The following is a 25,166-nucleotide window of genomic DNA, read 5'->3' on the forward strand; positions in this document are numbered from 1 at the left end:
CGCCGGGCTCCCGGCCCGGACCCTCAGTCCTTGTGCGCGTCCCGGTGCTGGGCCGCCAGGTCCAGATAGACCGCCGCGTTGAGCTTGATGCCGTCCTGCTCCTCCTGCGTCAGCTCGCGCCGCACCTTCGCGGGCACTCCCGCCACCAGGGAGCCGGGCGGTACCCGCATCCCCTGCGGTACGAGGGCCTGTGCCGCGATCAGTGAACCGGTGCCGATGTGCGCCCCGTTGAGGACCGTGGCCCCCATACCGACGAGCACGTCGTCCTCCACCGTGCAGCCGTGCAGGATCGCGTTGTGGCCGACCGAGACACGTTCGCCCACGGTGACGGGGAAGCCGGGGTCGCTGTGGACCGTGCAGTTGTCCTGGATGTTGCTCCCGGCGCCGATCGTGATCGGCCCGCAGTCGGCGCGCAGCACCGTCTGGTACCAGACGCTCGCCCCCGCGGCGACGGACACGTCACCCATCACCACCGACGTCGGCGCCGCGAACGCCTCCGGGTCGATCGCGGGCTCCTTGCCGCCCACGCCCGCAACCAATGCCCGCTCCGTCATGCCTGCTCCCTCGTGCTTCACCGGGTGTCCCGCGCCTACCTGCACCGTAAGCCCCCGGATCCCGCGACATGCGGCAGGGGGCGCGGGTCCGCTCCCGGGCGCGCACCCGTGAGCGCCGCCTGCCGTCTGTCGTCCTTGTCGGCGGCTCAATAACTTGACGGACATCGCCCGTTGCTGACGAGGGAGCCCGATGGCCACCGCACAGCACATCCCGGACATCCTGTCGCCCGAGTTCGCCGCCGACCCGTATCCCGCCTACCGGTCGATGCGCGAGCACGCCCCGCTTCTCTGGCACGAACCCACCGGCAGTTATCTGCTCTCGCGCTACGAGGACGTCGAGCGCGCCTTCAAGGACAAGGAGTCGGTGTTCACCACCGAGAACTACGACTGGCAGCTCGAGCCTGTCCACGGCAGGACGATCGTGCAGCTCAGCGGGCGTGAGCACGCCGTGCGCAGGGCGCTCGTCGCTCCCGCCTTCCGGGGCAGCGACCTCAGGGACAAGTTCCTGCCGGTCATCGAGAGCAACTCCCGTGAACTGATCGACGCGTTCCGGCACAAGGGCGAGGTGGATCTCGTCGACTCCTTCGCCACCCGGTTCCCCGTCAACGTCATCGCCGACATGCTGGGTCTGGACAAGGCGGACCACGACCGCTTCCACGGCTGGTACACCTCCGTCGTCGCCTACTTCGGCAACCTCGCCAGGGATCCCGACGTGGCCGCCGCCGGTGAGCGGACCCGCGTCGAATTCACCGAGTACATGATCCCGATCATCCAGGAGCGGCGCGAGAACCTGGGCGAGGACCTGCTTTCCACGCTCTGCGCGGCGGAGGTGGACGGCGTGCGGATGAGCGACGAGGACATCAAGGCGTTCTGCAGCCTGCTGCTCGCGGCGGGCGGCGAGACCACCGACAAGGCCATCGCCGGCATGTTCGCCAACCTGCTGGTCCACCCGGACCAGATGGCCGCGGTACGCGAGGACCGCAGCCTGATCGACCGTGCCCTCGCCGAGACGCTGCGCTTCACGCCCCCCGTTCACATGATCATGCGGCAGACCGCCGCGGAGGTCACCGTCAGCGGCGGCACCATTCCGGCGGGTGCCACGGTGACCTGCCTGATCGGCGCGGCCAACCGCGACGAGGAGCGGTACCGCGACCCCGACCGCTTCGACATCTTCCGCGACGACCTCACCGCGACGACCGCGTTCTCCGCGGCCGCCGACCATCTGGCCTTCGCGCTCGGGCGGCACTTCTGTGTGGGCGCGCTGCTCGCCAGGGCGGAGGTCCGAACCGGGGTCGGCCAACTGCTGGACGCCATGCCGGACCTGCGGCTCGCCGACGGCTTCGTCCCCCGTGAACAGGGCGTGTTCACCCGTGGACCGAGGTCGCTGCCCGTGCGCTTCACACCAGCTGGCGGCTGAACCGACGGAGCACCGGAGGGCACCGCGGGGTACGGCCCCCGTGGGCGGGTGTGATCCACGACTCTCCGTTCGGATCCACCTTGCGGTGGCCATACGAGGTCATGCAATCTTCGTCATATGCTGAATAACATTCAGCGCTTGGAGGGGAGTGTCGTATGACCAGTGAGCGCGCCGCGCTGTACGAGATGTTCGACGACCGGTTCCGGACCGGCCGTTGCATGAACGGCGACGACGGCCTGGAGGTCCTGTACACCGGCTGCCGCTGGGCGGAGGGACCGATCTATCTGCCCGCCTGGCGGCAGGTGGTCTGGAGCGACATCCCCAACGACCGGATGCTGCGCTGGGACGAGGAGACGGGCGCCGTGAGCGTCTTCCGCCGCACCGCCGGGCACACCAACGGGAACACCCTCGACCGGCAGGGCCGACTCGTCACCTGCGAGCAGGGCAACCGCCGGGTGACACGGACCGAACACGACGGCAGGGTCACGGTGCTGGCGGACCGCTGGCAGGGAAAGCGCCTGAACAGCCCGAACGACGCGGCGGTGAAATCGGACGGCTCGATCTGGTTCTCCGACCCGGACTTCGGCATCACCAGCGACTACGAGGGCTACCGCGCCCACAGCGAGATCGGCTCCAACAACGTCTACCGCATCGATCCCGACACCGGCGAAGTGCGGCTGGTCGCCGACTGCTTCGGCGCCCCGAACGGCCTCGTCTTCTCGGCCGACGAGCGGCAACTGTTCGTCTCCGACACCCGGGCCGGCTGCATCCGGGTCTTCGACGTGCGCGATGACGGCACCCTGTCGGGCGGCAAGATCTTCGCCGAGGCCGGGGCCAGGCCGAAGGCCCGATTCGACAACCTCCGCTTCGACGACGCCGGCCGGCTCTGGGCGGCGGCGATGGACGACGGAGTGCACTGCTACGACCCCGACGGCACCCTGATCGGGCGGCTCCACGTCCCCGAGGCGGTCGCCAACATCGCCTGGGGCGGAGCCAAGCGCAACCGTCTCTTCATCACCGCGGAGACGAGCCTCTACTCGGTGGTCATGGGCGTCGCGGGCACGCACCCCACCGGACCGGGGCGCAGGCCGTGGCTGGATCCGGAGAACCACGCCGGCTGACAACGCCCTTCATACAGGCGTGCGGTGAGCGGGCCGGGCCCAGCCGATGAGGAGCGGGGAGCGGGCCGCCACCGCGGCCGCTCGGCGGACCGCCCCTATCGCGGAGAGCCGTTCCGGTACTCCCCGAGGTCCACGACCGGTGTGAAGCTCACCGGCAGCGAGGTCAGTCCCCGCATCCAGACCGACGGACGCCAGGTCAGTTCGTCGGGGTCCACGGCGAGGACCACGTCCGGCAGCCGCTCCAGCAGTGTCTCCACCGCGGTACGGGCGATCACATCGGCGAGCAGCGGTGCCGGATACGGGCACCGGTGCTCGCCGTTGCCGAAGGACAGGTGCGCCGAGTTCTCGGCGCTGATGTGTCCCTCCGGCCAGATCCGCGGATCGGTGTTGGCGGCCGCGAGCCCCAGCATCAGACAGTCGCCGGCTCGGATCCGGCGGCCGCCGAGCGTGGTGTCGCGCACCGCCCAGCGGCCGATGACGTTCTGGGTCGGGGTGTCGAGCCACAGCACCTCGTTGAGCGCCTGGCCCACACTGAGCCGGCCGCCCGACACGTTCAGCGCGAAGCGGTCGTCCGTCAGCAGCAGCCGCAGCGTGTTGCAGATCCAGTTGGCCGTCGGCTGCTGGGTCGCGGCCATGACCACGATCAGGTCCTGCACGGCCTCCTCGTCCGTCAGCGCGGCCGGGTGCGCCAGCATCCGGGAGGTGACGTCGGGACCCGGCGCGCCGCGCTTGTCCTCGACCAGCCGCTGGATGCGCTCCTGGACCCGGACGTACGCGGCGACCGGTGCGTCGTTCCCCGCCGCGTCCAGCGAGATCCGCAGGTCCCGCACAAGGCCCTCGGTGTCCGCCCCGTGGGCCGGCATCCCGCACATCCGCACGGCGGCGCGCATCGGAAGCGCGTGCGCGTAGGCCGTCATCAGCTCCGCCCGACCGCTGCCGGCGAAGGCGTTGATCAGTTGTTCGGCGATCTCACGGCACCAGTGGGCGAGTTCGAACTGGTCGACGGCCTCGAGCGCCTCCGTGACGACACGGGCACGCCGCTGGTGCTCCGCTCCCTCGGTGAAGAGCACGGACGGCTGATGCCCGACGAACGGCAGCAGCGGCCAGTCGGGGGGAACGGCTCCCCACTGGTTCCAGCGCCGCGAGTCGCGGGCGAAGAGCTCGTCGTGTGCGGTGACGTACGTGACCTCGGTGTAGCCGAGGACCAGCCACGCCGGAATGTCCGCGTCCAGCAGGACCGGCGCGACGGAGCCGTACCGGCCGCGCAGGGAGCGGTACAGCTCCGAGGGGCTCTGCCGGTACTCGGGGCCGCTGAGCCGGACCGCCTCCTCGTGGGCGGGGCAGCCGGGCGGGTGCGGCACGTGTGCCGCGGTGCCGATCGGGTCGTTCATGGTGTCGTCTCCCGGGCCGTGGCCAGTTCGCGGAGATGGTCGGCGAGGCTGAGCAGGACGTGCTTGCCGGACGAGCGGATCCGCGCGTCGCACTCGACCAGCGGGACGTGCGGGTCGAGCGCCAGGGCCTGGCGGATCTCGGTGAGGGAGAAGACGGACGGGTCGTCGTCGAACCGGTTGACGGCGACGACGAACGGCGTCCCGCGGTGCTCGAGGCGGTCGATGGCGTACCAGGAGTCGCTCATGCGCCGGGTGTCGACGAGGACGACCGCGCCGAGCGTGCCGGCGAACAGCCTGTCCCACAGGAACCAGAAGCGCTCCTGTCCGGGTGCGCCGAACAGATACAGGACCATACGGTCGTTGAGGCTGATCCGGCCGAAGTCGAAGGCCACGGTGGTGGTGGTCTTCGTCGTCGCCACGCCCCCGGTCTCGTCGATGCCGACGCCGGCCTGTGTCATCACCTCCTCCGTGTTCAGCGGGCGGATCTCGCTCACGGAACGGACGAGCGTCGTCTTGCCGACCCCGAAGCCGCCCACGATCACGATCTTGAGGCCGTTCTCCGAATCCCTGCCGAGCGGCGTGCGGCCGGAAAGCTCAGAGGTTCCGGAAAGCTCAGAGGTTGCGGAGTCCATCGAGCACCTCCTTCAAGAGGTCGGTGTCCGGCAGCGAGCCCCGGAAGCGGCCGACCGGCGGATGGCGGGCGGTGACGCGGCCCGTGACGAGCAGGTCGCACAGGAGGATCCGTACGACCGTCACGGGCAGCCGCAGTTCGGCCGAGATCTCCACGACCGCCGTAGGGGCACGGCAGAGTTCGAGGATCCGCACGTGCTCCGACTGCATGCCGTGCGACGGTTCGCACTCGGTGACGATCAACGTGACCAGGTCGAGCGAGTCGTCGTCGGCACGGCAGCGCCCGCCGGTGACGGTGTACAGCCGTTCCGGATCGCCCGTGTCGACGGGACGCCTTGTCATCAGCGCGGACTCTCCTGGGCCGGGAGCCGGGGCGCTGCCCGCAGATGGCCGCCGATCTGCTCGACCAGTTCGGTCATCCGGTGGCCGACCGTGCCCGGGTCGGCGCCTTCCCCCGCGACGACCGCGAGATGCGCGCCGGAGCCCGCCTCGACGATGAACAGCAGCCCACCGTGGAACTCGGTCATCGAGTGCCGGACGCCGCCGGTGCCGCTGCCGAACTCGATCGAGGCGCCCTGGGCGAGGGCCTGGATGCCGGAGCAGATCGCGGCCAGCTGATCGGCCTGGTCACGGATGAGGTGCCGCGTCCAGCACAGCTTCAGCCCGTCGCGGGAGAGAACGAGGGCGTGCCGGGTGCCGGGAGTGCGCTCCAGCAGGCCTTCCAGGAGCCAGGTGAGGCTGTTGTCGGTCGTCTGCATGATGGGGGTGGGACGGCGTCCGGTGAACCGGGTGCCGGCCTGTGCCTCCTGTCGGTTCCGGGGTACGGGATGGGGACGGGACGGGCTGACGCGGCGGTGTGCCGCGCCCGGCTACGGCCGGGCCGTCCCTGACGCCTCTGCGGAGGGACCGGGGTGCGGATCCGTATGCGCCGGCGCCTCGGACGAGGCGGGCGGGCCTGCTTCCGCGGCGGCGGACCCGGAGCCCAGGGGACGGCGGGAGCGGTGGAACGCGTCGAATTGCGTGCCCGCGTCCCGGCCGGGCGCGGCGTGGCCCTCCGACGGCGGCGCCCCTGCCTCACGACCGCGGTCCGCGGCCGCCATCGTGCGGCCGGCCGGCCGCACCGGCAGCCCACCGGTCGTCGCCACCCGCCGCACACCACGCGGGGTGCCGGGCACGGGGCCGGCGGATCCGGGGGCGGTGGTCGCCGCCGTGCCGTCCCACGAGGTCGTACCGGCCGTGCCCGCGTCGGCGGCCGACATGGTCCCGGCCCCGGCCGTGGTGGTCGCAGTCGTGCCGTCCCAGGAGCTCGCGTCGACCGCGCCCACGTCGGCGGCCGACATGGTCCCGGCGGTGCCCGCGGCCGACGTGGTTCCGCCCGTGCCGGGTCCGGCTGCGGTGGTTGCTGTCGTGTTCTCCCACGAGGTGGTTCCGGCCGTGCCCGCCTCGGCGGTCGTGTCGCCCCAGGTCGCGGCGGCTCCGCCGACCCCGGCTGCCGTGTCGTCCCAGGACGTGGTTCCGGCCGCCGCGCCCTCCCACGGTGGCGTCCCCGCCGTGCCCACCCCGGACGTCGTGCGGGCGTCGGGCAGGGGGACCGTGATGCCGTGGGCCGGGGTCACATGCCCGGTCGACGCCTGTTCCGGCAGGCCGTTGCGCGGCTGGGCCAGCAGTTGGGGCGGCAGCAGTACCACCACACCCGTACCGCCGCGCGACGACGGCCGGAAGCTGACGCTCATGCGGTACTTCACGGCCAGTCTGCCGACCACGGCCAGGCCGAGCCGGGTGCCCTGGAGGGTGGCGAGGTCGGTGACCCTGCCGGCCACCGCCTCCTCCGCGCGGCGCATCGCCGCGTCGGACATCCGCAGACCGCAGTCCTCGATGGTGACGACCAGGCCGGCCGTCCGCTCCTCGACGTAGACATGGACCTCGTCGACCGGCGGGGAGAAGTTCGCCGCGTTGTCCATCAGTTCGGCCAGCAGGTGCATCACGCCCTCGGCGGCGAAGCCGGCGACGGCGGCCGTGCTGGAGGAGTGCAGCCGCACCCGCTGGTAGGCGGCGATGCGCCCGACCGCGCCGCGCAGGACGGATTCCATGGAGATCGGTCGGTTCCAGGCGCGACTGGCCCGGCCGCCCATGAGGAGCGCCAGCCGGTCGGTCAGGAGTCCGAGCTGGGAGACGTTGTGGTCGAGCTTCAGCAGGTCACCGAAGACCTCCTCGCCGTGCCGGTCCTGCATTTCGCGCAGGTCGGCGAGCATGGTCACGGCCTTCGCCTGCACCCGGCTCAGCGCCTTCGCGCTCGCGCCCTGCGCTGCCGCGGCGCGTCGCTCGCTGAGGGCGAGCTCCCGCACGGTCGTCTCGAGCAGCACCCGCAGCCGGGCGTCCGCGGGCCGGTCCAGGCCCGCCATCACCGTCTCGGCCGACGCGCCTGTGCGCAGATGCGCCACGGCGGCGGGCAGGGCGACCGTCGTCATCCGGTCGATCGCGTCCGCGGCCAGCGCCAACTGCCGCACCGCCCGCGCACAGTCGGCCGCGGACGCCTGTGCGCGGTGCTCCGCGGCGCCGACCTCGGTGGCGAACGCCTCCAGCACGCGCCGCAACCGGTCGTCCTTCGGGCGCGGCGTGCCGGTCAGGGTGTCCTCGACGGTGGCGCCGTCGCGCAGGCGCCTGACGACGGAGGGGACGACGACGTCGAGCAGGTGCGCCGACTCGGCCGCGAGCTGTGCCGACCGGGCCTGGAGCGTACGCAGTTCGCCGCTCGCGGCGTCCCTCACGCCCCGGCGTCGGCGCAGCGTCACCGTCGCGGCGCCGGCGGTGTACGCGACGCCCAGCCAGGCGACGCAGACGGTGGCGGCCACCCATGCGCGGGCGGGGGCGGGGGCCGCCACGATCACCGCTCCGCCGGCCGCGGCGGCCGCCAGCAGCGCGGTCAGCGGCAGGGACAAGGGGGAGCGCCGTGACGTAGGTGTCCGGTGCGGGGTGGGGGCCACTGACATTCCGCGATCCCTCGCTGCTCGAGTGCGGGAAGAGCTGTGGGACCAGACGGCCGGCCGGCGCATCGGCCCGATCGCCTGCCACGGGCGACGTGTTGACGCCGATCACCGACAGTGATCCTCCGAAAGCGTGCGGTGCTCATGCTAGCCAGGGGCGAGGCCGTGGACCCCGGAGTGCGCGCACTGCCCACGAACGGTGGAGTTGCGCGCGAAGCCGCCTGCGGGAGCCGCTTCCCGTGGTAAACGGCGGGCGGCGGATGGCCCTTGGGGCGAACATCACAACACGTCACGCCCGTGGTGCCGGGCGCGGCCGACTACCGTGGGCGGGTGCCGAAGAACAGAAACACGTTCTCATCGCCCGCCGTCTGGTGGCGCCGTGGACTCGCACGCGCGGTCCACCGCGGCTGGCAGTGGGTGCAGGAGGCGGGCGCCGTCACGGGCGACCGTCCCGGACGGCTCAGCTTCCGGCGGATCGGTGCCGGCACCCGGCTCGCCTTCCCGCAGGGGACCGTCTTCGGTGAGCCGTGGATCGAGCTGGGCGAGCACTGCATCATCGCCGAGCAGGTGACCCTGACCGCCGGGATGATGCCGGGCCTGGATCTCGGCCCGGATCCCATCCTGACCCTGGGGGACGGTGTGGTCCTGGGGCGCGGCAGTCACGTCATCGCCGACACCCGGGTGACCATCGGCTCCGACACGTACTGCGGTCCGTACGTCTACATCACCTCGACGAACCACAGCTACGACGACCCGCACGAGCCGGTCGGCAAGCAGTGGCCCCGCACCGATCCCGTCTCGATCGGTCCCGGCTGCTGGCTGGGGACGGGCGCGGTGATCCTTCCCGGCGCCCGCCTGGGCCGCAACGTGGTCGTGGCGGCGGGCGCGGTCGTGCGGGGCGAGGTGCCCGACCACTCGGTGGTGGCGGGCGCTCCCGCCCGCGTCGTACGCCGGTGGGACGAAGCGGGTGGCTGGCAGCCGCCGCTGCGCACGCCCGCACCGGTGCCCATCCCGGAGGGCGTCACGCCGGAGCAGTTGCGGGCGCTCGCCGAGCTGGAGAAGGAACTGCCGCAGGCCGGTGCCCGACCCGGGGCGGTCGTCGGGAGCGGGACGCCGCCGGAGGCGGCGGCGCCCGGCCGGGCCGTGCCCGAGCTCGAAGGGCGCTGATCAGCCGCTCGCCAGCAGGACCGTGCCCACCAGTGCCAGCCCGGCGCCGGCGGCCTGCACCGCGCGCAGCCGCTCCTTGAGGATCAGCAGCGCCGCGAAGACCGTCACCACCGGATAGAGATTCGCGAGGACGGCGGCCACCGTGACCGGCCCCGTCTGCGCGGCGATCGAATAGGTGCCGTTGGCCGCCACGTCCGCGAGGCCGACGAACGCGAGCGCGGGCAGCGAGCGCAGGACGGTCCGCAGCCCGCCGTCCTCCGGCAGGGCCCGGCCGCCGCGCCCGACCGACACCCACAGGGCGGCCCCGCCCACGGCGACGTTGGTCACGCGCTGGACGAACAGCGCCAGGAACAGTCCGGTGAGCGTCGTCGACGCCTCCGCGATCAGGGCCAGCACGGCGCCGAACCCGAAGGCCGCGACGAGCGTCATCAGGACCGCCTGGCGCTGCACCGGTGCGCCGCGCAGCTCGGGCCCGCCGGCGAGCACGATGCCGGCCACGGCCACCGCGATGCCGGCGAACTGGAGTACTCCGGGCCGCTCGCCCAGCAGGAGTCCGATGCCGACGGGGACGGCGACCCCGAGTGAACCGAGGGGTGACACCACACCCATCGGGCCGAGTGCGAGGGCCTTGTAGAAGCAGAGCATCGCCACCGGTCCCACCGCGCCGGCCGCCACGGCGTACCAGAGGCGCGGTCCGGCCTCGGCGAAGCCGCCGGTCGCGACGACGATCGCGCCGAGGACCACCACCGCGACGGACTGGGAGGCGACGACCACGGTGAGCGCGGGCGTGCGTCGCGTGAGCAGGCCGCCGCCGAAGTCGGCCAGTCCCCACAGGAGGCTGGTGGCCAGGGCGAAGAGTGCGGTCATGCGATGCCTCGCAGTACAGTGCGGTGAACGATTCGGTGCACCACACGGTAGTGCAATTTATTGAACTCTGTCATCCAGGATATTGGACGGAATGTGTCGGACCTCGACCAGCTCACCCAGTCGCTCGCCCGTAACCTCAAGCACTGGCGCGGCGAACGGGGCTTCACCCTGGACGCTCTCGCCGCCCGTTCCGGGGTCAGCCGGGGGATGATCATCCAGATCGAGCAGGCGCGCACCAATCCCAGCGTCGGCACGACGGTGAAACTCGCCGACGCCCTCGGCGTCAGCATCACCACGCTCCTCGATTACGAGCAGGGCGCCCAGGTCCGCATCGTTCCCCCGGAGCAGGCCGTCCGTATGTGGTCCACCTCCACCGGCAGTTCCACCACACTGCTCGTCGGCAACGAGCGCGGCGGACCCCTGGAGCTGTGGTCGTGGCGGCTGATGCCCGGTGACGAGAGCGCCTCCGACCCGCACCCCGACGGGACCACGGAACTGCTGCACGTCACCGCCGGCAAACTGACCCTCGTCGTCGACCGGGAGCCCCACGCGGTCCCCGCCGGCACCTCCGCCACCTTCGAGGCGAACGTCCCGCACGCCTACCGCAACGACGGCACCGAGGTCGTCGAGCTCCTGATGGCCGTCTCCGTCCCGCCCGTCCGCTGAGACACCCGATCGCCGCCGTACGGGCGGTGTTACCGTGCGGCGCATGCGCGCACCCATCGGGAACTTCGACGATGCCACCCCCGCACCCGACTGCCTCGACCTCCTTGTCGCGCCCGTCGCGGCCGCCGTGCGTGCCTGGCGCGGCGACGTGCCGGCCGAGCAGTTCCTCTACGTGGACACGGACCCGGAGATCGCCGACACCGCCGTCTTCGTCGAGCACTACGGCCCCGAACTGCTCGAGCAGTCGGCGAACTGCGTCGTCGTCGCCGGGAAGCGGGGCGGCGCCACGACGCTCGCCGGATGCCTGGTCCTGTCCCGTACGCGGGTGGACGTCAACGGCGCCGTCCGCAGACAACTGGGCGCCCGCAAGGTGTCGTTCGCGGCGATGGAGACCGCGACCGGCGAGAGCGGCATGGAGTACGGCGGGATCACCCCGATCGGGCTGCCCGCCGACTGGCCGCTGCTCGTGGACCCGGCGGTCGTGGACACCGAATGGGTCCTCGTCGGCAGCGGCCGCAGGCGCGGCAAGCTGATCCTGCCGGGCAAGGCGTTCGCCGCCCTGCCCGGTGCCGTGGTCGTCGAGGGCCTCGGCATCTGACGGAGGGGCCGGCCGGGACGCCCGCCCCGACCGGGCGCGGGCGGCTCAGCCCAGCCGCGGGATCTCGATCGCGGGGCACCGGTCCATCACCATGTCCAGGCCGGCCGCCGTGGTGCGCGCGTACGCCTCCTCGTCGATCACGCCGAGCTGGAACCAGACCGCCTTCGCGCCGATCCCGACGGCCTCGTCGGCCACCGCGCCGGCCAGGCCCGAGTTCACGAAGACGTCGACGACGTCCACCGGGAAGGGGATGTCGGACAGGCTCGCGTACCCCTTCTCGCCGTGGACCGTCTCGGCCTTCGGGTGCACCGGCACGATGCGCTTGCCGTAGCGCCGGAGCACGTCGGCCACGCCGTACGCCGCCCGCTCCTCGTTGTTGGACAGGCCGACCACCGCCCAGGTGTCACCGGTGGCCGTCAGGATTCTGCGGATCGTCTCTGCGTCTGCGTACATGCCACGAGAACGGGCGGGAGGGCCTCGTGATTCCCCGGTGGCCGAGGCCGCCCCGGACGGCGCATAGGGTGGCCGGATGCAGGAGCAGTACCGGACGGTCGCCCGCGAAGGTGTCCACGAGACCGAGATCAACCGATCGCGCTTCATCTGCGCGCTCGCCCCGGCCGCCACCGAGGAGGAGGCCCAGGCCTTCGTCGCGCGTATCCGCAGGGAGCACCCGACCGCCACGCACAACTGCTTCGCCTATGTCGTCGGCGCCGACGCGGCCGTACAGAAGGCGAGCGACGACGGTGAGCCCGGCGGCACGGCCGGGGTCCCCATGCTCCAGATGCTGTTGCGCCGGGAGATCCGTTACGTGGCCGCCGTCGTCACCCGGTACTACGGCGGCGTCAAGCTCGGCGCCGGCGGGCTGATCCGGGCGTACGGCGGAGTCGTCGGCGAGGCCCTGGACGCCCTCGGCACCGTCACCCGCAAGAGGTTCCGGCTCGCCACCGTCACCGTCGACCACCAGCGGGCCGGGAAGCTGGAGAACGACCTCCGGGCGACCGGACGCCAGGTGCGGGACGTCACCTACACGGACACCGTCCGTATCGGGATCGGGCTGCCCGACGCCGACGTCGACGCCTTCCGCGCCTGGCTGGCGGACGTCACGGCGGGCACGGCCGGCCTGGAACTCGGGGGCGAGGCGTACGGAGATGCGTGAAGCCGCCCGCATTGTCCGACCCCACCGATACGCTCACGGATCATGAGACTCCTGCACACGTCGGACTGGCACCTGGGCCGGTCGTTCCACCGGGTGAGCATGCTCGACGCCCAAGCCGCCTTCCTCGACCACCTGGTGGCGACGGTGCGCGAGCGCGAGGTCGACGCGGTGCTGGTGGCCGGAGACGTGTACGACCGGGCCGTCCCGCCGCTCGCCGCCGTGGCGCTGTTCGACGACGCGCTGCACCGGCTGGCGGACGCCGGCGTCCCGACGGTGATGATCTCCGGGAATCACGACTCGGCACGCCGCCTCGGCGTCGGAGCAGGACTCATCGACCGGGCCGGCATACATCTGCGCACGGACCCGGCGGGCTGCGGCACCCCCGTACTGCTCGCCGACGAACACGGCCCGGTGGCCTGCTACGGACTGCCCTATCTCGAACCGTCACTGGTCAGGGCCGAGTTCGGGACGGAGAAGGCCGCCCACGAGAGTGTGCTCGCCGCGGCGATGGAGCGGATACGGGCCGACCTCGCCACCCGCGAGGAGGGCACCCGCTCCGTCGTTCTCGCGCACGCCTTCGTCATGGGCGGCGAGGAGAGCGACAGCGAGCGGGACATCACCGTCGGCGGTGTCTGCGCCGTCCCCGCCGGCGTCTTCCGCGGCGTGGACTACGTGGCCCTCGGACACCTGCACGGCTGCCAGACGATCACCGAGCGGATCCGTTACTCGGGCTCCCCGCTCGCCTACTCCTTCTCCGAGACCGACCACCGCAAGACGATGTGGCTCGTCGATCTCGACGCGTCCGGAGCCGTCACCGCCGAGCGGATCGAGTGCCCGGTACCAAGGCCCCTGGCCCGGCTGCGCGGCTCCATCGAGGAACTGCTGGAGAGTCCCGAGCTGGACCGCCACGAGGAGTCGTTCGTGGAGGCGACCCTCACCGACGCCGTGCGCCCGGCGGATCCGATGGCACGGCTCACCCGGCGCTTCCCGCACGTCCTCAGCCTGGTGTTCGAGCCGGACCGCGCGCCTTCGGACGCGTCCGCCTCGTACGCCCAGCGGCTGCGCGGGCGCAGCGACCAGCAGATCGCGGAGGACTTCGTGGCCCATGTACGCGGCGGCAACGGCCCCGACGACGGCGAGCGCACCGTGCTGCGCACCGCCTTCGAGGACGTACGGGTCGACGCCGGCGTGCGCGAGGTGGCCGGGTGAGACTGCACAGACTGGCCGTCACCGCGTTCGGGCCGTTCGGGGCCACCCAGGAAGTCGACTTCGACGCACTGGCCAGCTCCGGGATCTTCCTCCTGCACGGGCCGACGGGAGCGGGCAAGACCTCCGTCCTCGACGCCGTCTGCTTCGCGCTGTACGGTGCGGTCCCCGGCGCGCGCCAGAGCCCGGGCACCTCGCTGCGCAGCGACCACGCCCCGGCCGGCACACCGACCGAGGTCAGCCTCGAACTGACCGTCGCCGGGCGGCGGCTGGAGGTCACCCGCCGCCCGGCACAGCCCCGCCCCAAGGCGCGCGGCCAGGGGTTCGTCACCGAGCGGGCGCACAGCACACTGCGCGAGTACGACACGGCGAGCGGCGAGTGGCGGCCGCTCAGCAAGTCGCACCAGGAGATCGGTGAGGAGATCACCCAGCTCCTCGGGATGAGCCGCGAGCAGTTCTGCCAGGTCGTGCTCTTGCCGCAGGGTGATTTCGCCCGTTTTCTCCGAGCGGACGCGGAAGCCCGCGGCAAACTCCTCGGAAGGCTCTTCGACACACGCCGGTTCGCCGCCGTCGAGGACCACCTCGCCGAGCTGCGGCGCGCCGCCGAGAAGCAGGTGAGGGCCGGCGACGAGCGGCTGCTCGCCGTCGCCCACCGGATCGAACAGGCCGCCGGACCGGCGGCCGCGGAGTGGGCCCGTCCGGAGCAGCAGCCCGGCGACCCGGGCCTCGCCGACGCCGTCCTGCAGTGGGCCGCGGTGGCCCGCACGGCCTCCCGTGAGCGGCTCGACATCGCCGAGTACGCCCTCGCCGCCGCCGAGAGCCGGCAGGCGGCCGCCCGCCGGGACCTCGAGAGCGAGCAGGAACTGGACCGGCTCCAGCGGCGGTACGCGGAGGCGCTGGCCCGCTCCGAGGCACTGGAGTCCCGGCGCGCGGAGTACGAGAACCGGTGCGCCCGGCTGGACCGGGCACGCAAGGCCGCGCTCGTCGAGCCGGCCCTGCGGGTGCGCGACGCCGCGGAGCGCGAACACCGCGCGGCCGAGGCCGGACGCGAACGGACGAGGACGTCACTCCCGGTCGGACTCGCCGACGCGGGCGCGGACCAGCTCACCGGCGCCGAACGGGCGCTGCGCCAGGAGCTCGGCGGCCTGGAAGCCGCCCGCAGGGCCGAGGCCCGCGCCTCGGACATCACGCGCGAGCTGGCGGACCTCGACCGGCAGGCCCGGGCCGACGACGACATCCTCGCCGAGGCGGCGGACTGGCTCGCCGAATGGGACGGCGTCCGCCGCGGCCACCAGGAACGGATCACGGCCGCGCAGGAGGCCGCCACCCGGGCCGAACACCTCGCGGGCAGGCTCGAACCGGCCCGCGAACGACTGCGCGCCGCACAGGAACGCGACGACCTCGCCGCCCGCGCGGACAGGACCGCCGAACGGCTCCGCACCCTGCACGAGCGCACCAACGAGGCCAAGGCGGCCTGGCTCGACCTCAAGGAGCGCCGGCTCCAGGGCATCGCCACGGAACTGGCCTCGGCGCTCGTCCCAGGCGAAGCCTGCGCCGTATGCGGCTCCGTGGAACACCCCGCGCCCGCCCGTGCGGACACCGGGCACGTGGACCGTGCCGCCGAGGACGCGGCGTACGACCGGTACGTACAGGCGCAGAAGGCCAAGGACGACGCCGAGCGGGAGCTGGCCGTGCTCGGCGAGTCCCGCGCGTCCGCGGCGGCCAGGGCCCGCGGCCCGGAGCCGACGTCCGCCGGGCACTCCCGGCCCGGCGTGACCGTCCCCGTGCCCCGGTCCGGCGAGGACCCGGCGGTCGCGGAACTGCGCAGCGCCGTGGAGGAACTGGAGCGGGAGCACGCCGGCGCACGCGACCTGGCGGCCACAACGCACGGGGCCCGCGAGGCACTCGAACGCGCGGAGCGGGAGTACGAGAAGCGGGTCACCGCCCGGCAGGAGGCGGAACGGCGCAGCGCCGCCCGCACCTCCCGGCGGGAGACCCTCGACCAGGAGCTGGCCCAGCTCCAGGACGACCTGTCCAGAGCACGGGACGGCGCCCGCAGCGTCGCCGAGCGGGCCGCGCAACTGGAGGGCCGGGCCGCTCTGCTGACCGCCGCGGCGGACGCCGTCCGCGCCGTCGACAGCACCGCCCTGCGGCTGAAGGAGGCCGACGACCGGCTCGCCGACGCCGCCTTCCGCGCCGGCTTCGACACGCCCGCGGACGCGGCGGCACGACTGCTGACCGACGCCGAACAGCGCGACATCCAGCACCGGATCGACGCCTGGCAGGCGGAGGCCGCCGCCGTCGCCGACCGGCTCGCGGAGGACGACGCACGCGCCGCGGCGGACCGGCCACCCGCCACGCCCGACGCGGCCCGCGCAGTACACGAGGCCGCCGAGCGCGCACTGCGCGACACCGCCTCGGCGCTCGACGCCGCACGGCAGAGGTGCGCCGAGCTCGACCGGCTGTCCCGGCAGGCCACCGGCGAGACCCTCGGGTTGCGCCCGCTGCGCGAGGAGTACGACATGGTGGCCGGCCTCGCCGCCCTCACCGCCGGCACCTCCGCCGACAACGAACGCAAGATGCGCCTCGAGTCGTACGTGCTCGCCGCCCGCCTGGAACAGGTCGCGGCCGCCGCCACCGTACGGCTTCAGCGCATGTCCTCCGGCCGGTACACCCTGATCCACTCCGACGCCCGCACCGGCGGGAAGCGGGCCGGCCTCGGACTGCGCGTGGTCGACGCCTGGACCGGCAGGGAACGCGACACGGCGACCCTCTCCGGCGGCGAGACGTTCTTCGCCTCGCTCGCCCTCGCGCTCGGCCTCGCCGACGTGGTCACCGACGAGGCCGGGGGCATGCGGCTCGACACCCTGTTCATCGACGAGGGCTTCGGCAGCCTCGACGACCAGACCCTCGACGAGGTGCTCGACGTCCTCGACTCGCTGCGCGAACGGGACCGCAGCGTCGGCATCGTCAGCCATGTCGGCGACCTGCGCCGGCGCATCCCCGCGCAACTGGAGGTCGTCAAGGACCGAAGCGGATCGGCCGTGAGGCTGCGGACGGAGGCCGCCCTCAGCGACTGATCGGGCGGCGGCGCAGGGGCGACGAGTAGACGACGCTCGTCGTCACGGACCCCAGCGCGCCGATCTTGCCAGAGACCTGCTCGAGGTGGCTCATCGAGCGGGCGGCGACCTTCAGTACGAAGCAGTCGTCGCCGGTGACATGGTGGGCCTCGAGGATCTCGGGCGTCGCGTCCAGCAGGTCGTGGAACGGCTTGTAATTGCCGTTCGGATAGCGCAGCCGCACGAAGGCGAGGATCGGCAGCCCGATCCGCTCCTGGTCCACGACCGCCGCGTACCCCTCGATGACGCCCGCCTCCTCCAGCCTCCGCACCCGCTCGGTGACGGCGCTCGAAGACATCGAGACGGCCCGCGCCAACTCGGCGAAGGTGGCCCGGCCCTGGGTCTGAAGGGCCTCGAGTATGCGCCAGTCGGTGGCGTCCGGTGAATATCCCGTCATGGCGACACACAACAGGGGATCGCCCGGCCGATCAAGCCGAACGCCGGGGAATCCCACTTCCTGGAGACGATCACCGACCGTAGGTTTTCGGACATGACCACCACGCAGAGCAACACCCCCGTGACCCGGACGGCGAACCCCGTCCTGCGGGTGCCGCCCGCCGACCCGGCCGCCGCGGCCGCGTACTTCGGCGCGAGCCTGGCCTTCCACGCCGACGTCTCCGACGTCGCGGCCGCGCTGGCCGCCGGAGGCGACCCCGGGTTCGTCGTCCTGGACTCCCGCTCCACCGAGTCCTGGGACCAGGGCCACGTCCCTGGCGCGGTGCACCTGCCGACCGCCCTCGTCCCGGAGCAGGCCGGGCAACTCCTCGACAGGTCCGTGCCGGTCGTCACCTACTGCTGGGGCCCCGGCTGCAACGGAGCGACCCGCGCGGCCTTCGCCCTCGCCCGACTGGGCTTCCAGGTCAAGGAGATGCTCGGCGGCTTCGAGTACTGGGTCAGGGAGGGCTTCGAGTACGAGACCTGGGAGGGCCGCGCGGTCCGCGACGCCGACCCGCTCACCGCTCCGGTCGACGCGGCCGACTGCGGCTGCTGAACCGGGCGGGTGCGGGCCGCGCACACGGGGCCGTGCGCCGGGCCCGGTGCGGGCCCGCGCACCCGGGCCACGCATCCGCGCGCACCGGCCCCATGCCTGCGCACCGAGGCGCCGGCCCACAGGCACGACCGTTCACCCGCGGCGCGCGCCCGAGGGCCCCTGGGCGGAGTCCGGTGGCGGCAGACGAGGCCGCCACCGCCGAGCGGGTGGGCGGCCCCCGCTCAACGGCGCACGACGACCGGAGAAGGCCGCAGGAAGCCGGTGTCCCTCGCCGGGATCTCCCCGCGCGGCCGGGCCGCCCGCAGGACGACGTCGAGCACGGCGTCCTCGTCGCTCGCGTAATGGCCGCTCGCCCACGCCGCGTTGGCCTCGATGACGGCCCAGTCCCCGTCGACCGACCCCACGTCGACGACGATCGCGCTCGGCAGGGCGGCAGGGTCCAGCCGGGCGGCGAAGGCGAGGATCTGCTCCCGGCACGGGTCCTCCTCCAGCGGAGCAACGTCCAGTTCGCCGCCCACGGCGTACCGGCTGCCCGCCACCACCGCGCCGTCGAGCAGGAACAGCCGGTACTCGGCCGTGAACGTCACGATGTCGCTGACCAGCACGGGAGTGTCGTCCTCGACCGCGTCGGGGCCGGGCAGCCCACTGCCGTCGGGGTAGACCCTGGCAGGGAAACTCTTGTCGTTGGGCGGCTTGACGAACGCCGGCCTGCGCAGCCCCCGGGCCTCCGCGACCGTCGTCAACTCGATCCGCCGGGACGTCAGTTCCAGGGGAAGCCCCGCCAGCCATGCCTCCGGCGCCTCCAACAGGCCGAGTCCGAGGTCGCCGGCCACCGCGTCCGCGAAGAGGGGACCGGCGTAGAGGGAGCCTCCCGGCACGCCCTGGGAATCCTCCGGCACCCGCCGGTCGTACAGCGTGCTGGTACGCATGCCCCGCCGGACGGCGGCAACCGCAAGTGCCTTGCCCGTGGCGGTGATCCGGGGGGAGAGGAAGAGAGTGCGCATGACCCGAAGCGTGCCGTACGGACCCGCACCGCGGTAACGGGTTTCGCCCCCGGCCCCGGTGCCGGAATCCGCATGACAACGCTCAACGCATCGATCATGATGCATGGCCATGCCCAGGATGCCCTCACCCTCCGCCGAGTCGCTGCGCCGCGACCCTCTCCCGCTGCGCGGCCGGAACGCCCTTGTCACCGGAGCCAGCCGCACCGGCGGCATCGGCTACGCGGTGGCCCGGCGCCTCGCCGCGTACGGCGCGAGCGTCTACCTCCACCACCACGTTCCGCACGACGCCGCCCAGCCGTGGGGCGCGGAGCCCGGCGGGCCCGAAGCGGTCGCCGCGGGCGTGCGGGAAGCTCTCGGGGACCCCGAGGCCCTCGTGTGCCACGGCCCCGCGGACCTGTCCGACGCCGACGCCCCGGCCGAGCTGCTGGCGACGGCCGCCGACGCGCTCGGCGGCCGTCTCGACATCCTCGTCGCCAACCACGCGCTGAGCGGCTTCGACGGTCCGCTGGACGCGCTCGACGCCGCCATGCTCGACGCGCACTGGGCGGTCGACGCACGCTCCGTGATGCTGCTCGTCCAGGCGTACGCGCGGTCGCGGGCCGCGCTGCCCGCGCGGACGCCCGGCGGCCGGATCATCATGATGACCTCCGGCCAGGACAGCGGGGGCGGCATGCCCGGCGAGATCGCCTACGCCTTAGCCAAGGGCGCGCTGGCCTCCGCGACCCGCTCTCTGGCGACCTCGCTCGCCGGCCTCGCCGTGACCGTGAACTGCGTCAACCCGGGCCCGGTCGACACGGATTACCTGGACGGCGAGGCGTACGAGGCCGTCGCGGCGATGTTCCCGGCGGGGCGGTGGGGCATGCCGGACGATCCGGCGCGCCTGATCGCGTGGCTGGCGACGGACGAGGCGGAGTGGATCACCGGGCAGGTCATCGACTCGGAGGGCGGGTTCCGCCGCTGACCCTGTGCGGGCGGGCGGAGGTGGGGCCCTGCGCGGGGCGTTTTCCCCACCCGCACCTTCCCGGGAACGGGCTCTGCCCGGACCTGGTGCGGGGGCTCCTCCCCCTACGCCTGGCGGCGGGGCCCCACCGGACCCCCGCGCCTCGATCTCCGGCGCAGCTGATTCCGCGGAGCGAAATCCAGCCCGCCCGGGGGCACCCCCGCGGCCGCCAGGCCGTAGGGGGAGATCGAGGGCACCGCGCGAAGCGCGGTACGGGGTCCGGGGCCTGCCCCGGTTTCGGGAGAGGGGCGGGTAGGGGAACGGCCCCGCGAAGGTAAACGCCCCGCCCCCGCCGTCACAGACGGGACAGTTCCTCCACCAGGTCGTCCAGCCCCAGCGAGCCCTGCGAGAGTGCCGCCATGTGCCATGCCTTCGCGTCGAACGCGTCCCCGTGCGCCCGGCGCGCGTTCTCGCGGCCCAGGAGCCAGGCCCGTTCGCCGAGCTTGTAGCCGATGGCCTGGGCAGGCATCGACAGGTACCGGGTGAGTTCGCTCTCCACGAACTCCGCAGGACGGCCGCTGTGCATGCCGAAGAACTCCTGCGCCAGCTCCGGCGTCCACCGCTCGCCCGGGTGGAACGGCGAGTCCGCCGGGATCTCCAGCTCGAGGTGCATGCCGATGTCGACGATGACCCGGCAGGCCCGCATCATCTGGGCGTCCAGGTAGCCGAGGCGCCGTTCCGCGTCCTTGAGGAAGCCCAGCTCGTCCATCAGGCGTTCCGCGTACAGCGCCCAGCCCTCGGCGTTGGCGCTCACCATTCCCACGGAGGACTGGTAGCGGGAGAGCCGGTCGGCGACGTGGGCCCACTGGGCGAGTTGCAGGTGGTGGCCGGGGACGCCCTCGTGGTACCAGGTCGACACCAGGTCGTATACGGGGAACCGGGTCGCCCCCATGGTGGGCAGCCACGTCTGTCCCGGCCGGGAGAAGTCCTCCGACGGGGCCGTGTAGTACGGCGCGGCGGCTCCGCCGGGCGGCGCGATCCGGGACTCCACCTTCCGTACCCGCTCGGCGAGTTCGAAGTGGGTGCCGTCGAGCGCCTCGATCGCCTCGTCCATCAGCTTCTGGAGCCAGATCCGGACCTCGTCCTCGCCCTCGATGTGCTCGCCGTGCTCGTCGAGGTGGGCCAGTGCCTCCCAGGGGCCCGCGCCGGGAAGGATCTTCTCCGCTTCCTTCTTCATCTCGCCGAGCAGCCGGTGGTACTCGGACCAGCCGTACGCGTAGGCCTCGTCGAGGTCGAGGTCGGTGCCGTTGAAGTAGCGGGACCAGCGGGCGTACCGCTCACGGCCGACGGTGTCCGGGGCGTCCGCCACGGCGGGGGCGTACACGTCGCGCATCCAGTCGCGCAGTTCCGTCACGGCCCGGGTCGCCGCTCCGGCCGCGACGTCGAGTTCCATGCGGAGCGTGGCGGGGCCGGCGGCGGCGAACTCCTCGAACCAGCCGCGGCCGATGTCGCCGCCGCTCCACTCCGTCAGCTGCTCGATGAAGGTCGCCGTGGCCCGCGGGCCGCCGTAGAGCTTCTTCTCGAGACCGAGGGCCAGGGACCGGCGGTAACCTTCCAGCGCCCGGGGGACGGCGCGCAGCCGCTCGGCGATCGCCGCCCAGTCCTCTTCGGTCTCCGCCGGAGTGACGGTGAACGTCTCGCGGACCGTGTGGGCGGGGGAGTGGATGTTGCTGACGGCGCGCAGGTTCTCCTGCGCGTCGTGGACGGCGAGTTCGGCGGTGAGGCGCTCCCGCAGCAGCCGTCCGCAGCGGCGCTCGACGTCACTGTCGGCGCCCGGCAGCTTCTCCGCGTCGTCGAGCCGGGCCAGGGTCTCGCGGGCGAGGTCGGCGAGCGCTTCGGTCCCTGCGGGCGAGAAGTCGGGGAGAAGCCCTGAGCTCTCCTTGATTCCCAGGTAGGTGCCGAGGGCCGGATCGAGTTCGATGAGTGCGTCGACGTAGGCGTCGGCGACCTGACGGGGCAGCGGGCTGCTGGAAGTGTCTGGCATGGGACCCATCCTCGTACGAACACGTCCCTCGTCACCACCATTGGGCCCCGGTCGCCTGACATCCGGCTCGAAGTGGATCATCCGCCCGCGGATGCCGCCGGGGGCAGCAGGGGCCCGCACTCCCACTGCTGGAAGATCAGGCGGGTCTCGACCCTGGCCACCTCGCGCTGCGAGGTGAACTCGTCGAGCACCAGGCGCTGGAGGTCCGCCATGTCGGTCACCGCGACGTGGACGAGGTAGTCGTCGGGGCCGGTCAGATGGAACAGCGCCAGCGACTCGGGAAGTGCGCGGATGCGTTCGACGAACGGGCCGATCAGTTCGCGCCGGTGCGGGCGTACCTGGACCGACAGCAGGGCCTGCAGCCCCCGGCCCAGGCGCGCCGGGTCGAGGGCGAGGCGGTGCCCGAGGATGACGCCGGAGCGGCGGAGTCTGGTGACCCGGTCCAGACAGGTCGAGGGGGCCACGCCGATCTCCGCCGCGAGGTCCCGGTAGGTGGTCCGGGCGTCGTTCTGAAGCAGGCGGAGAATCTGGAGATCGATCGGGTCCAGTGCGACGGAATCAGCCATTCGCCGAACGTAGCACGGAGGCCACCCGCTACCTCCCGGTAACTGTTCACAGTGCGGCCATGGAGAACGCAGCCTCGGCCGTGCCCGTGACCCGGGCCCTGGCCACCGATGCAGTGCACGCAGGACGCGAGGATCTCGCGGAGCTCGGCCTGCACGCCCCGCCGATCGACCTGTCGACCACCTACCCGTCGTACGACGCCGCCGGCGAGGCCGCGCGGATCGACGCGTTCGCCACGACCGGAGCCCGGCCGGAGGGCCCGCCCGTCTACGCACGGCTGGACAACCCCACCACCGCCCGGTTCGAGACGGCGCTCGCCAAGCTCGAGGGCACGGAGAGCGCCGTCGCGTTCGCCAGCGGCATGGCGGCCCTGACCGCCGTGCTGCTGGTGCGGGCGAGCATGGGCCTGCGCCACGTCGTCGCCGTCCGGCCGTTGTACGGCTGCAGCGACCATCTGCTGAACGCCGGACTCCTCGGCACCGAGGTCACCTGGACCGACCCGGCCGGCATCGCCGACGCCCTGCGGCCGGACACGGGACTGGTCATGGTCGAGACCCCGGCCAACCCGACGCTCGCCGAGGTGGACCTTCGGGCCGTACGGCACGCCTGCGGCTCGGTGCCGCTGCTCGTCGACAACACCTTCGCCACCCCGGTGCTCCAGCGCCCCGCGGAGGAGGGTGCCCGGCTGGTCCTGCACAGCGCCACCAAGTACCTCGGCGGCCACGGCGACGTGATGGGCGGTGTGGTCGCCTGCGACGAGGAGTTCGCCCGCAAGCTGCGCCAGGTCCGTTTCGCGACCGGCGGCGTGCTGCACCCGATGGCCGGATACCTGCTGCTGCGCGGGCTGTCGACGCTGCCGGTGCGGGTGCGGGCCGCGTCCACCACGGCCGCCGACCTCGCCCGCAGGCTCACCACCGACCCGCGGGTGGCCCGGGTCCACTACCCGAGCATCGGCGGCGCGATGGTCTCCTTCGAGGTGTACGGCGACCCGCACGACGTGATCGCCGGGGTACGGCTGATCACGCCGGCGGTGAGCCTCGGCAGCGTCGACACACTGATCCAGCACCCGGCTTCCATCAGCCACCGGATCGTCGACGTGAACGACCGGCGCTCGGCGGGTGTCAGTGACCGGCTGCTGCGGATGTCGGTCGGTCTCGAGGACGTCGAGGACCTGTGGCGTGACCTGACGGAGGCGCTCAGCGCTCGCCCTGCCCGGTCGGCTCCGTCCGCTCGTAACGGGAGCGCGGACGGCCGGCAGCCGCATCCAGTCGGGCGGTGACCACCAGCGTCCCCTCCTCGATCTGGTAGTCGAGCGGCAGTCCGAGGCCGCGCATGGCGGCGACCATCGCGGTGTTCGACGACCGGGTGACGGCGTACACGCTGTCGCAGCCGGCCTCGGCCGCCATGCCGACCAGTCGCTCCAGCAGTTGCGTGCCGATGCCGCGGCGCTGCCAGTCGTCCTCGACGAGCAGCGCCACCTCGGTCTCGTCGCCGTCCCACAGCAGGTGGCCGAGGGCGACGAGCCGGCCGGAGGCCGTCTCCACCGCCAGTGTCCGGCCGAAGCGCGGGCTCAGCAGGTGGTTGAGGTAGCGGTCCGCGTCCCGGACCGGGCCGTGGTAGCGCATCTCGAGCGTCCGGGCGGAGCAGCGTCCGTGCATGGCGAGAGCCGCGTCGATGTCGTCCTGGTCGGCGCGGCGCACGGAGATCTCGTTGCCCTCGGGGAGGGTGAGGATGTCCTGGCTGCGGGGGACGCGGGGCCCGAGCCGCGCGTCGAGTTCGACCAGGGCGCGGGCGCGGGCGAACTCGGTCGGGGTGAAGGGCAGATAGGCGCGCTCGACGGTGATCGCGCCGCCGTTCGGGTCACGCAGGCGCATCACCGTCTCCTCGAGCACGCCCTCGACCGGGGGCATCTCCCCGGTGGGACGGCCCGTCGGCGACACGGCCGGACGGGACCGGATGGTGCAGCGGCCGAGCAACTGCCTCAGTGCCAAAGGGAGTTCGGCGGCATCCAGGGCGGTACGGGTGGCGAGGCCGAGCACCCGGGTGGGCGTGTCGACGAGGTCGTGCGCGTCGGCGCGCTCCGTCCAGGTGCCGCTGCCGCCGGCCGCGGCGACCTCGCGCGTGAGCTGCGGTGCCTGGAGGGACGCCGGCGCCCGCAGCAGGAACTCGTCGACCGTCCCCTCGGCCAGCGGATGGGTCTGCAGCGTCAGGATGTCGACGTCGAGCCGGGCCAGGGCGTTGCACAGGGCGGCGAGGCTGCCGGGGGTGTCTTTGACGGTGGTGCGCATCCGCCACAGGGCGCTCTCGCGGGGCCTCTGCTCCCCGGCTGTCCCCTCGGACGTGGCCGGGGTGTCGACGGCCGCCCCGGACGGAGGAGGCGCATGACTGTGGCGCCGTGCCCACCATGTGTGGAACGTGGCCGTCGCGGCCAGCGCCACCGCGGAGGCGATGAGCAGGAACGGCCCGTCGGGAGTGTGCCCGATCAGTTTGGCGATGGTGTCGGCGACCGCGACGGCGGTGAACATGGCGGCCAGTTCGACGAGGTCCCGCCGCCAGTGGTGCGGACGGCGGGCGCTCTTCGCGGAAGTCACATCTGTCATGGCTTCACTGTGACCGACCGGTGTTGCGTGATCACGAACGCTTTGTGACTGATGGGTTAAGCGCCTATCTGGAGCGCTATCGGCCGGTTTTGGCCGATTCTGGCGTGCAGTGTTCGCTTCCATGGTGCAATACGTACCGGTTTCCGC

General features: G+C 72.8%; 24 protein-coding genes. 11 read left to right on the forward strand and 13 right to left on the reverse strand.

Annotated elements, in window-relative coordinates:
* Positions 1–23: 23 nt before the first annotated feature.
* A complete protein-coding gene (locus SPRI_RS31035) occupies positions 24–554 on the reverse strand; it encodes a gamma carbonic anhydrase family protein (RefSeq protein ID WP_005320268.1) in 531 nt (176 codons plus the stop codon).
* A gap of 190 nt (positions 555–744) precedes the next feature.
* Between SPRI_RS31035 and SPRI_RS31040 the strand changes: the two genes are divergently transcribed.
* Positions 745–1,971, forward strand: coding sequence for a cytochrome P450 (locus SPRI_RS31040; protein WP_005320270.1), 1,227 nt, complete (start codon positions 745–747; stop codon positions 1,969–1,971).
* A gap of 155 nt (positions 1,972–2,126) precedes the next feature.
* Positions 2,127–3,092: an SMP-30/gluconolactonase/LRE family protein gene (locus SPRI_RS31045; RefSeq protein ID WP_037775319.1), complete on the forward strand. Its 966-nt coding sequence runs from the start codon at positions 2,127–2,129 to the stop codon at positions 3,090–3,092.
* 95 nt (positions 3,093–3,187) lie between these two features.
* Here the strand turns inward: SPRI_RS31045 and SPRI_RS31050 are convergent, their stop codons facing one another.
* The 5 genes from SPRI_RS31050 to SPRI_RS31070 all read right to left on the reverse strand — a co-directional run bounded on the left by SPRI_RS31050 (position 3,188) and on the right by SPRI_RS31070 (position 8,103).
* Entirely contained in the window at positions 3,188–4,483 is a 1,296-nt protein-coding gene (locus tag SPRI_RS31050) for a cytochrome P450 (protein ID WP_005320272.1), read from the reverse strand.
* Positions 4,480–5,115 (reverse strand): GTP-binding protein, encoded by a 636-nt coding sequence (locus SPRI_RS31055; protein ID WP_005320273.1) that lies wholly within the window; start codon positions 5,113–5,115, stop codon positions 4,480–4,482. Before SPRI_RS31055 ends, SPRI_RS31050 begins: the two co-directional genes overlap by 4 nt.
* A complete protein-coding gene (locus SPRI_RS31060; RefSeq protein WP_037775320.1) occupies positions 5,096–5,455 on the reverse strand; it encodes a DUF742 domain-containing protein in 360 nt (119 codons plus the stop codon). The genes SPRI_RS31055 and SPRI_RS31060 overlap by 20 nt, the downstream gene beginning before the upstream one ends.
* Complete coding sequence (locus SPRI_RS31065; protein ID WP_005320275.1) at positions 5,455–5,871, reverse strand: roadblock/LC7 domain-containing protein; 417 nt, start codon at positions 5,869–5,871, stop codon at positions 5,455–5,457. The genes SPRI_RS31060 and SPRI_RS31065 overlap by 1 nt, the downstream gene beginning before the upstream one ends.
* Positions 5,872–5,982: 111 nt before the next feature.
* Positions 5,983–8,103, reverse strand: a complete 2,121-nt coding sequence (locus tag SPRI_RS31070) for an ATP-binding protein (protein WP_078951316.1) — start codon at positions 8,101–8,103, stop codon at positions 5,983–5,985.
* A gap of 324 nt (positions 8,104–8,427) precedes the next feature.
* Here SPRI_RS31070 and SPRI_RS31075 point away from each other — a divergent pair, with 324 nt between their 5' ends.
* Entirely contained in the window at positions 8,428–9,264 is an 837-nt protein-coding gene (locus tag SPRI_RS31075; protein ID WP_078951378.1) for an acyltransferase, read from the forward strand.
* Here the strand turns inward: SPRI_RS31075 and SPRI_RS31080 are convergent, their stop codons facing one another.
* Positions 9,265–10,131, reverse strand: coding sequence for a DMT family transporter (locus SPRI_RS31080; RefSeq protein ID WP_053557541.1), 867 nt, complete (start codon positions 10,129–10,131; stop codon positions 9,265–9,267).
* Positions 10,132–10,224: 93 nt separating this feature from the next.
* On the opposite strand from SPRI_RS31080, the gene SPRI_RS31085 reads away from it, so the two are divergent.
* Entirely contained in the window at positions 10,225–10,797 is a 573-nt protein-coding gene (locus tag SPRI_RS31085) for a helix-turn-helix domain-containing protein (protein ID WP_037775321.1), read from the forward strand.
* 43 nt (positions 10,798–10,840) lie between these two features.
* Positions 10,841–11,395, forward strand: coding sequence for a YbaK/EbsC family protein (locus SPRI_RS31090; RefSeq protein WP_005320281.1), 555 nt, complete (start codon positions 10,841–10,843; stop codon positions 11,393–11,395).
* A 45-nt stretch (positions 11,396–11,440) separates the two neighbouring features.
* Here SPRI_RS31090 and SPRI_RS31095 read toward each other — a convergent pair whose 3' ends face one another.
* Positions 11,441–11,848, reverse strand: coding sequence for a CoA-binding protein (locus SPRI_RS31095; RefSeq protein ID WP_005320283.1), 408 nt, complete (start codon positions 11,846–11,848; stop codon positions 11,441–11,443).
* Positions 11,849–11,924: 76 nt separating this feature from the next.
* Here SPRI_RS31095 and SPRI_RS31100 point away from each other — a divergent pair, with 76 nt between their 5' ends.
* Genes SPRI_RS31100 through SPRI_RS31110 form a run of 3 tightly spaced genes read left to right on the forward strand, consistent with a single transcriptional unit; the run spans position 11,925 to position 16,837 of the window.
* Complete coding sequence (locus tag SPRI_RS31100; RefSeq protein WP_005320285.1) at positions 11,925–12,551, forward strand: YigZ family protein; 627 nt, start codon at positions 11,925–11,927, stop codon at positions 12,549–12,551.
* Between the two features lie 42 nt (positions 12,552–12,593).
* Entirely contained in the window at positions 12,594–13,760 is a 1,167-nt protein-coding gene (locus SPRI_RS31105; protein ID WP_005320287.1) for an exonuclease SbcCD subunit D, read from the forward strand.
* Entirely contained in the window at positions 13,757–16,837 is a 3,081-nt protein-coding gene (locus tag SPRI_RS31110; protein ID WP_053557542.1) for an AAA family ATPase, read from the forward strand. Before SPRI_RS31105 ends, SPRI_RS31110 begins: the two co-directional genes overlap by 4 nt.
* Here the strand turns inward: SPRI_RS31110 and SPRI_RS31115 are convergent.
* Entirely contained in the window at positions 16,827–17,273 is a 447-nt protein-coding gene (locus SPRI_RS31115; protein WP_005320291.1) for an Lrp/AsnC family transcriptional regulator, read from the reverse strand. The two genes, SPRI_RS31110 and SPRI_RS31115, sit on opposite strands and share 11 nt — an antisense overlap.
* A 93-nt stretch (positions 17,274–17,366) precedes the next feature.
* Here SPRI_RS31115 and SPRI_RS31120 point away from each other — a divergent pair, with 93 nt between their 5' ends.
* Complete coding sequence (locus SPRI_RS31120; protein ID WP_053557543.1) at positions 17,367–17,867, forward strand: rhodanese-like domain-containing protein; 501 nt, start codon at positions 17,367–17,369, stop codon at positions 17,865–17,867.
* A gap of 221 nt (positions 17,868–18,088) precedes the next feature.
* On the opposite strand, the gene SPRI_RS31125 is transcribed toward SPRI_RS31120, so the two are convergent.
* Entirely contained in the window at positions 18,089–18,871 is a 783-nt protein-coding gene (locus SPRI_RS31125) for an ATP-grasp domain-containing protein (RefSeq protein WP_053557544.1), read from the reverse strand.
* Between the two features lie 109 nt (positions 18,872–18,980).
* Here SPRI_RS31125 and SPRI_RS31130 point away from each other — a divergent pair, with 109 nt between their 5' ends.
* Positions 18,981–19,832: an SDR family oxidoreductase gene (locus SPRI_RS31130; protein ID WP_005320294.1), complete on the forward strand. Its 852-nt coding sequence runs from the start codon at positions 18,981–18,983 to the stop codon at positions 19,830–19,832.
* Positions 19,833–20,166: 334 nt separating this feature from the next.
* Here the strand turns inward: SPRI_RS31130 and SPRI_RS31135 are convergent, their stop codons facing one another.
* Positions 20,167–21,855, reverse strand: a complete 1,689-nt coding sequence (locus SPRI_RS31135; protein ID WP_005320295.1) for a DUF885 domain-containing protein — start codon at positions 21,853–21,855, stop codon at positions 20,167–20,169.
* 77 nt (positions 21,856–21,932) lie between these two features.
* The gene (locus tag SPRI_RS31140; RefSeq protein WP_005320296.1) at positions 21,933–22,421 is read right to left on the reverse strand and encodes an Lrp/AsnC family transcriptional regulator; all 489 of its coding nucleotides are present in this window, start codon (positions 22,419–22,421) and stop codon (positions 21,933–21,935) included.
* 59 nt (positions 22,422–22,480) lie between these two features.
* On the opposite strand from SPRI_RS31140, the gene SPRI_RS31145 reads away from it, so the two are divergent.
* The gene (locus tag SPRI_RS31145; RefSeq protein ID WP_005320297.1) at positions 22,481–23,698 is read left to right on the forward strand and encodes a trans-sulfuration enzyme family protein; all 1,218 of its coding nucleotides are present in this window, start codon (positions 22,481–22,483) and stop codon (positions 23,696–23,698) included.
* Here SPRI_RS31145 and SPRI_RS31150 read toward each other — a convergent pair.
* Positions 23,616–25,019, reverse strand: coding sequence for a GNAT family N-acetyltransferase (locus SPRI_RS31150; RefSeq protein ID WP_005320299.1), 1,404 nt, complete (start codon positions 25,017–25,019; stop codon positions 23,616–23,618). The genes SPRI_RS31145 and SPRI_RS31150 overlap by 83 nt on opposite strands.
* Between the last annotated feature and the right edge of the window lie 147 nt (positions 25,020–25,166).

This window comes from Streptomyces pristinaespiralis (assembly GCF_001278075.1).
Taxonomy (GTDB): Bacteria; Actinomycetota; Actinomycetes; order Streptomycetales; family Streptomycetaceae; genus Streptomyces; species Streptomyces pristinaespiralis.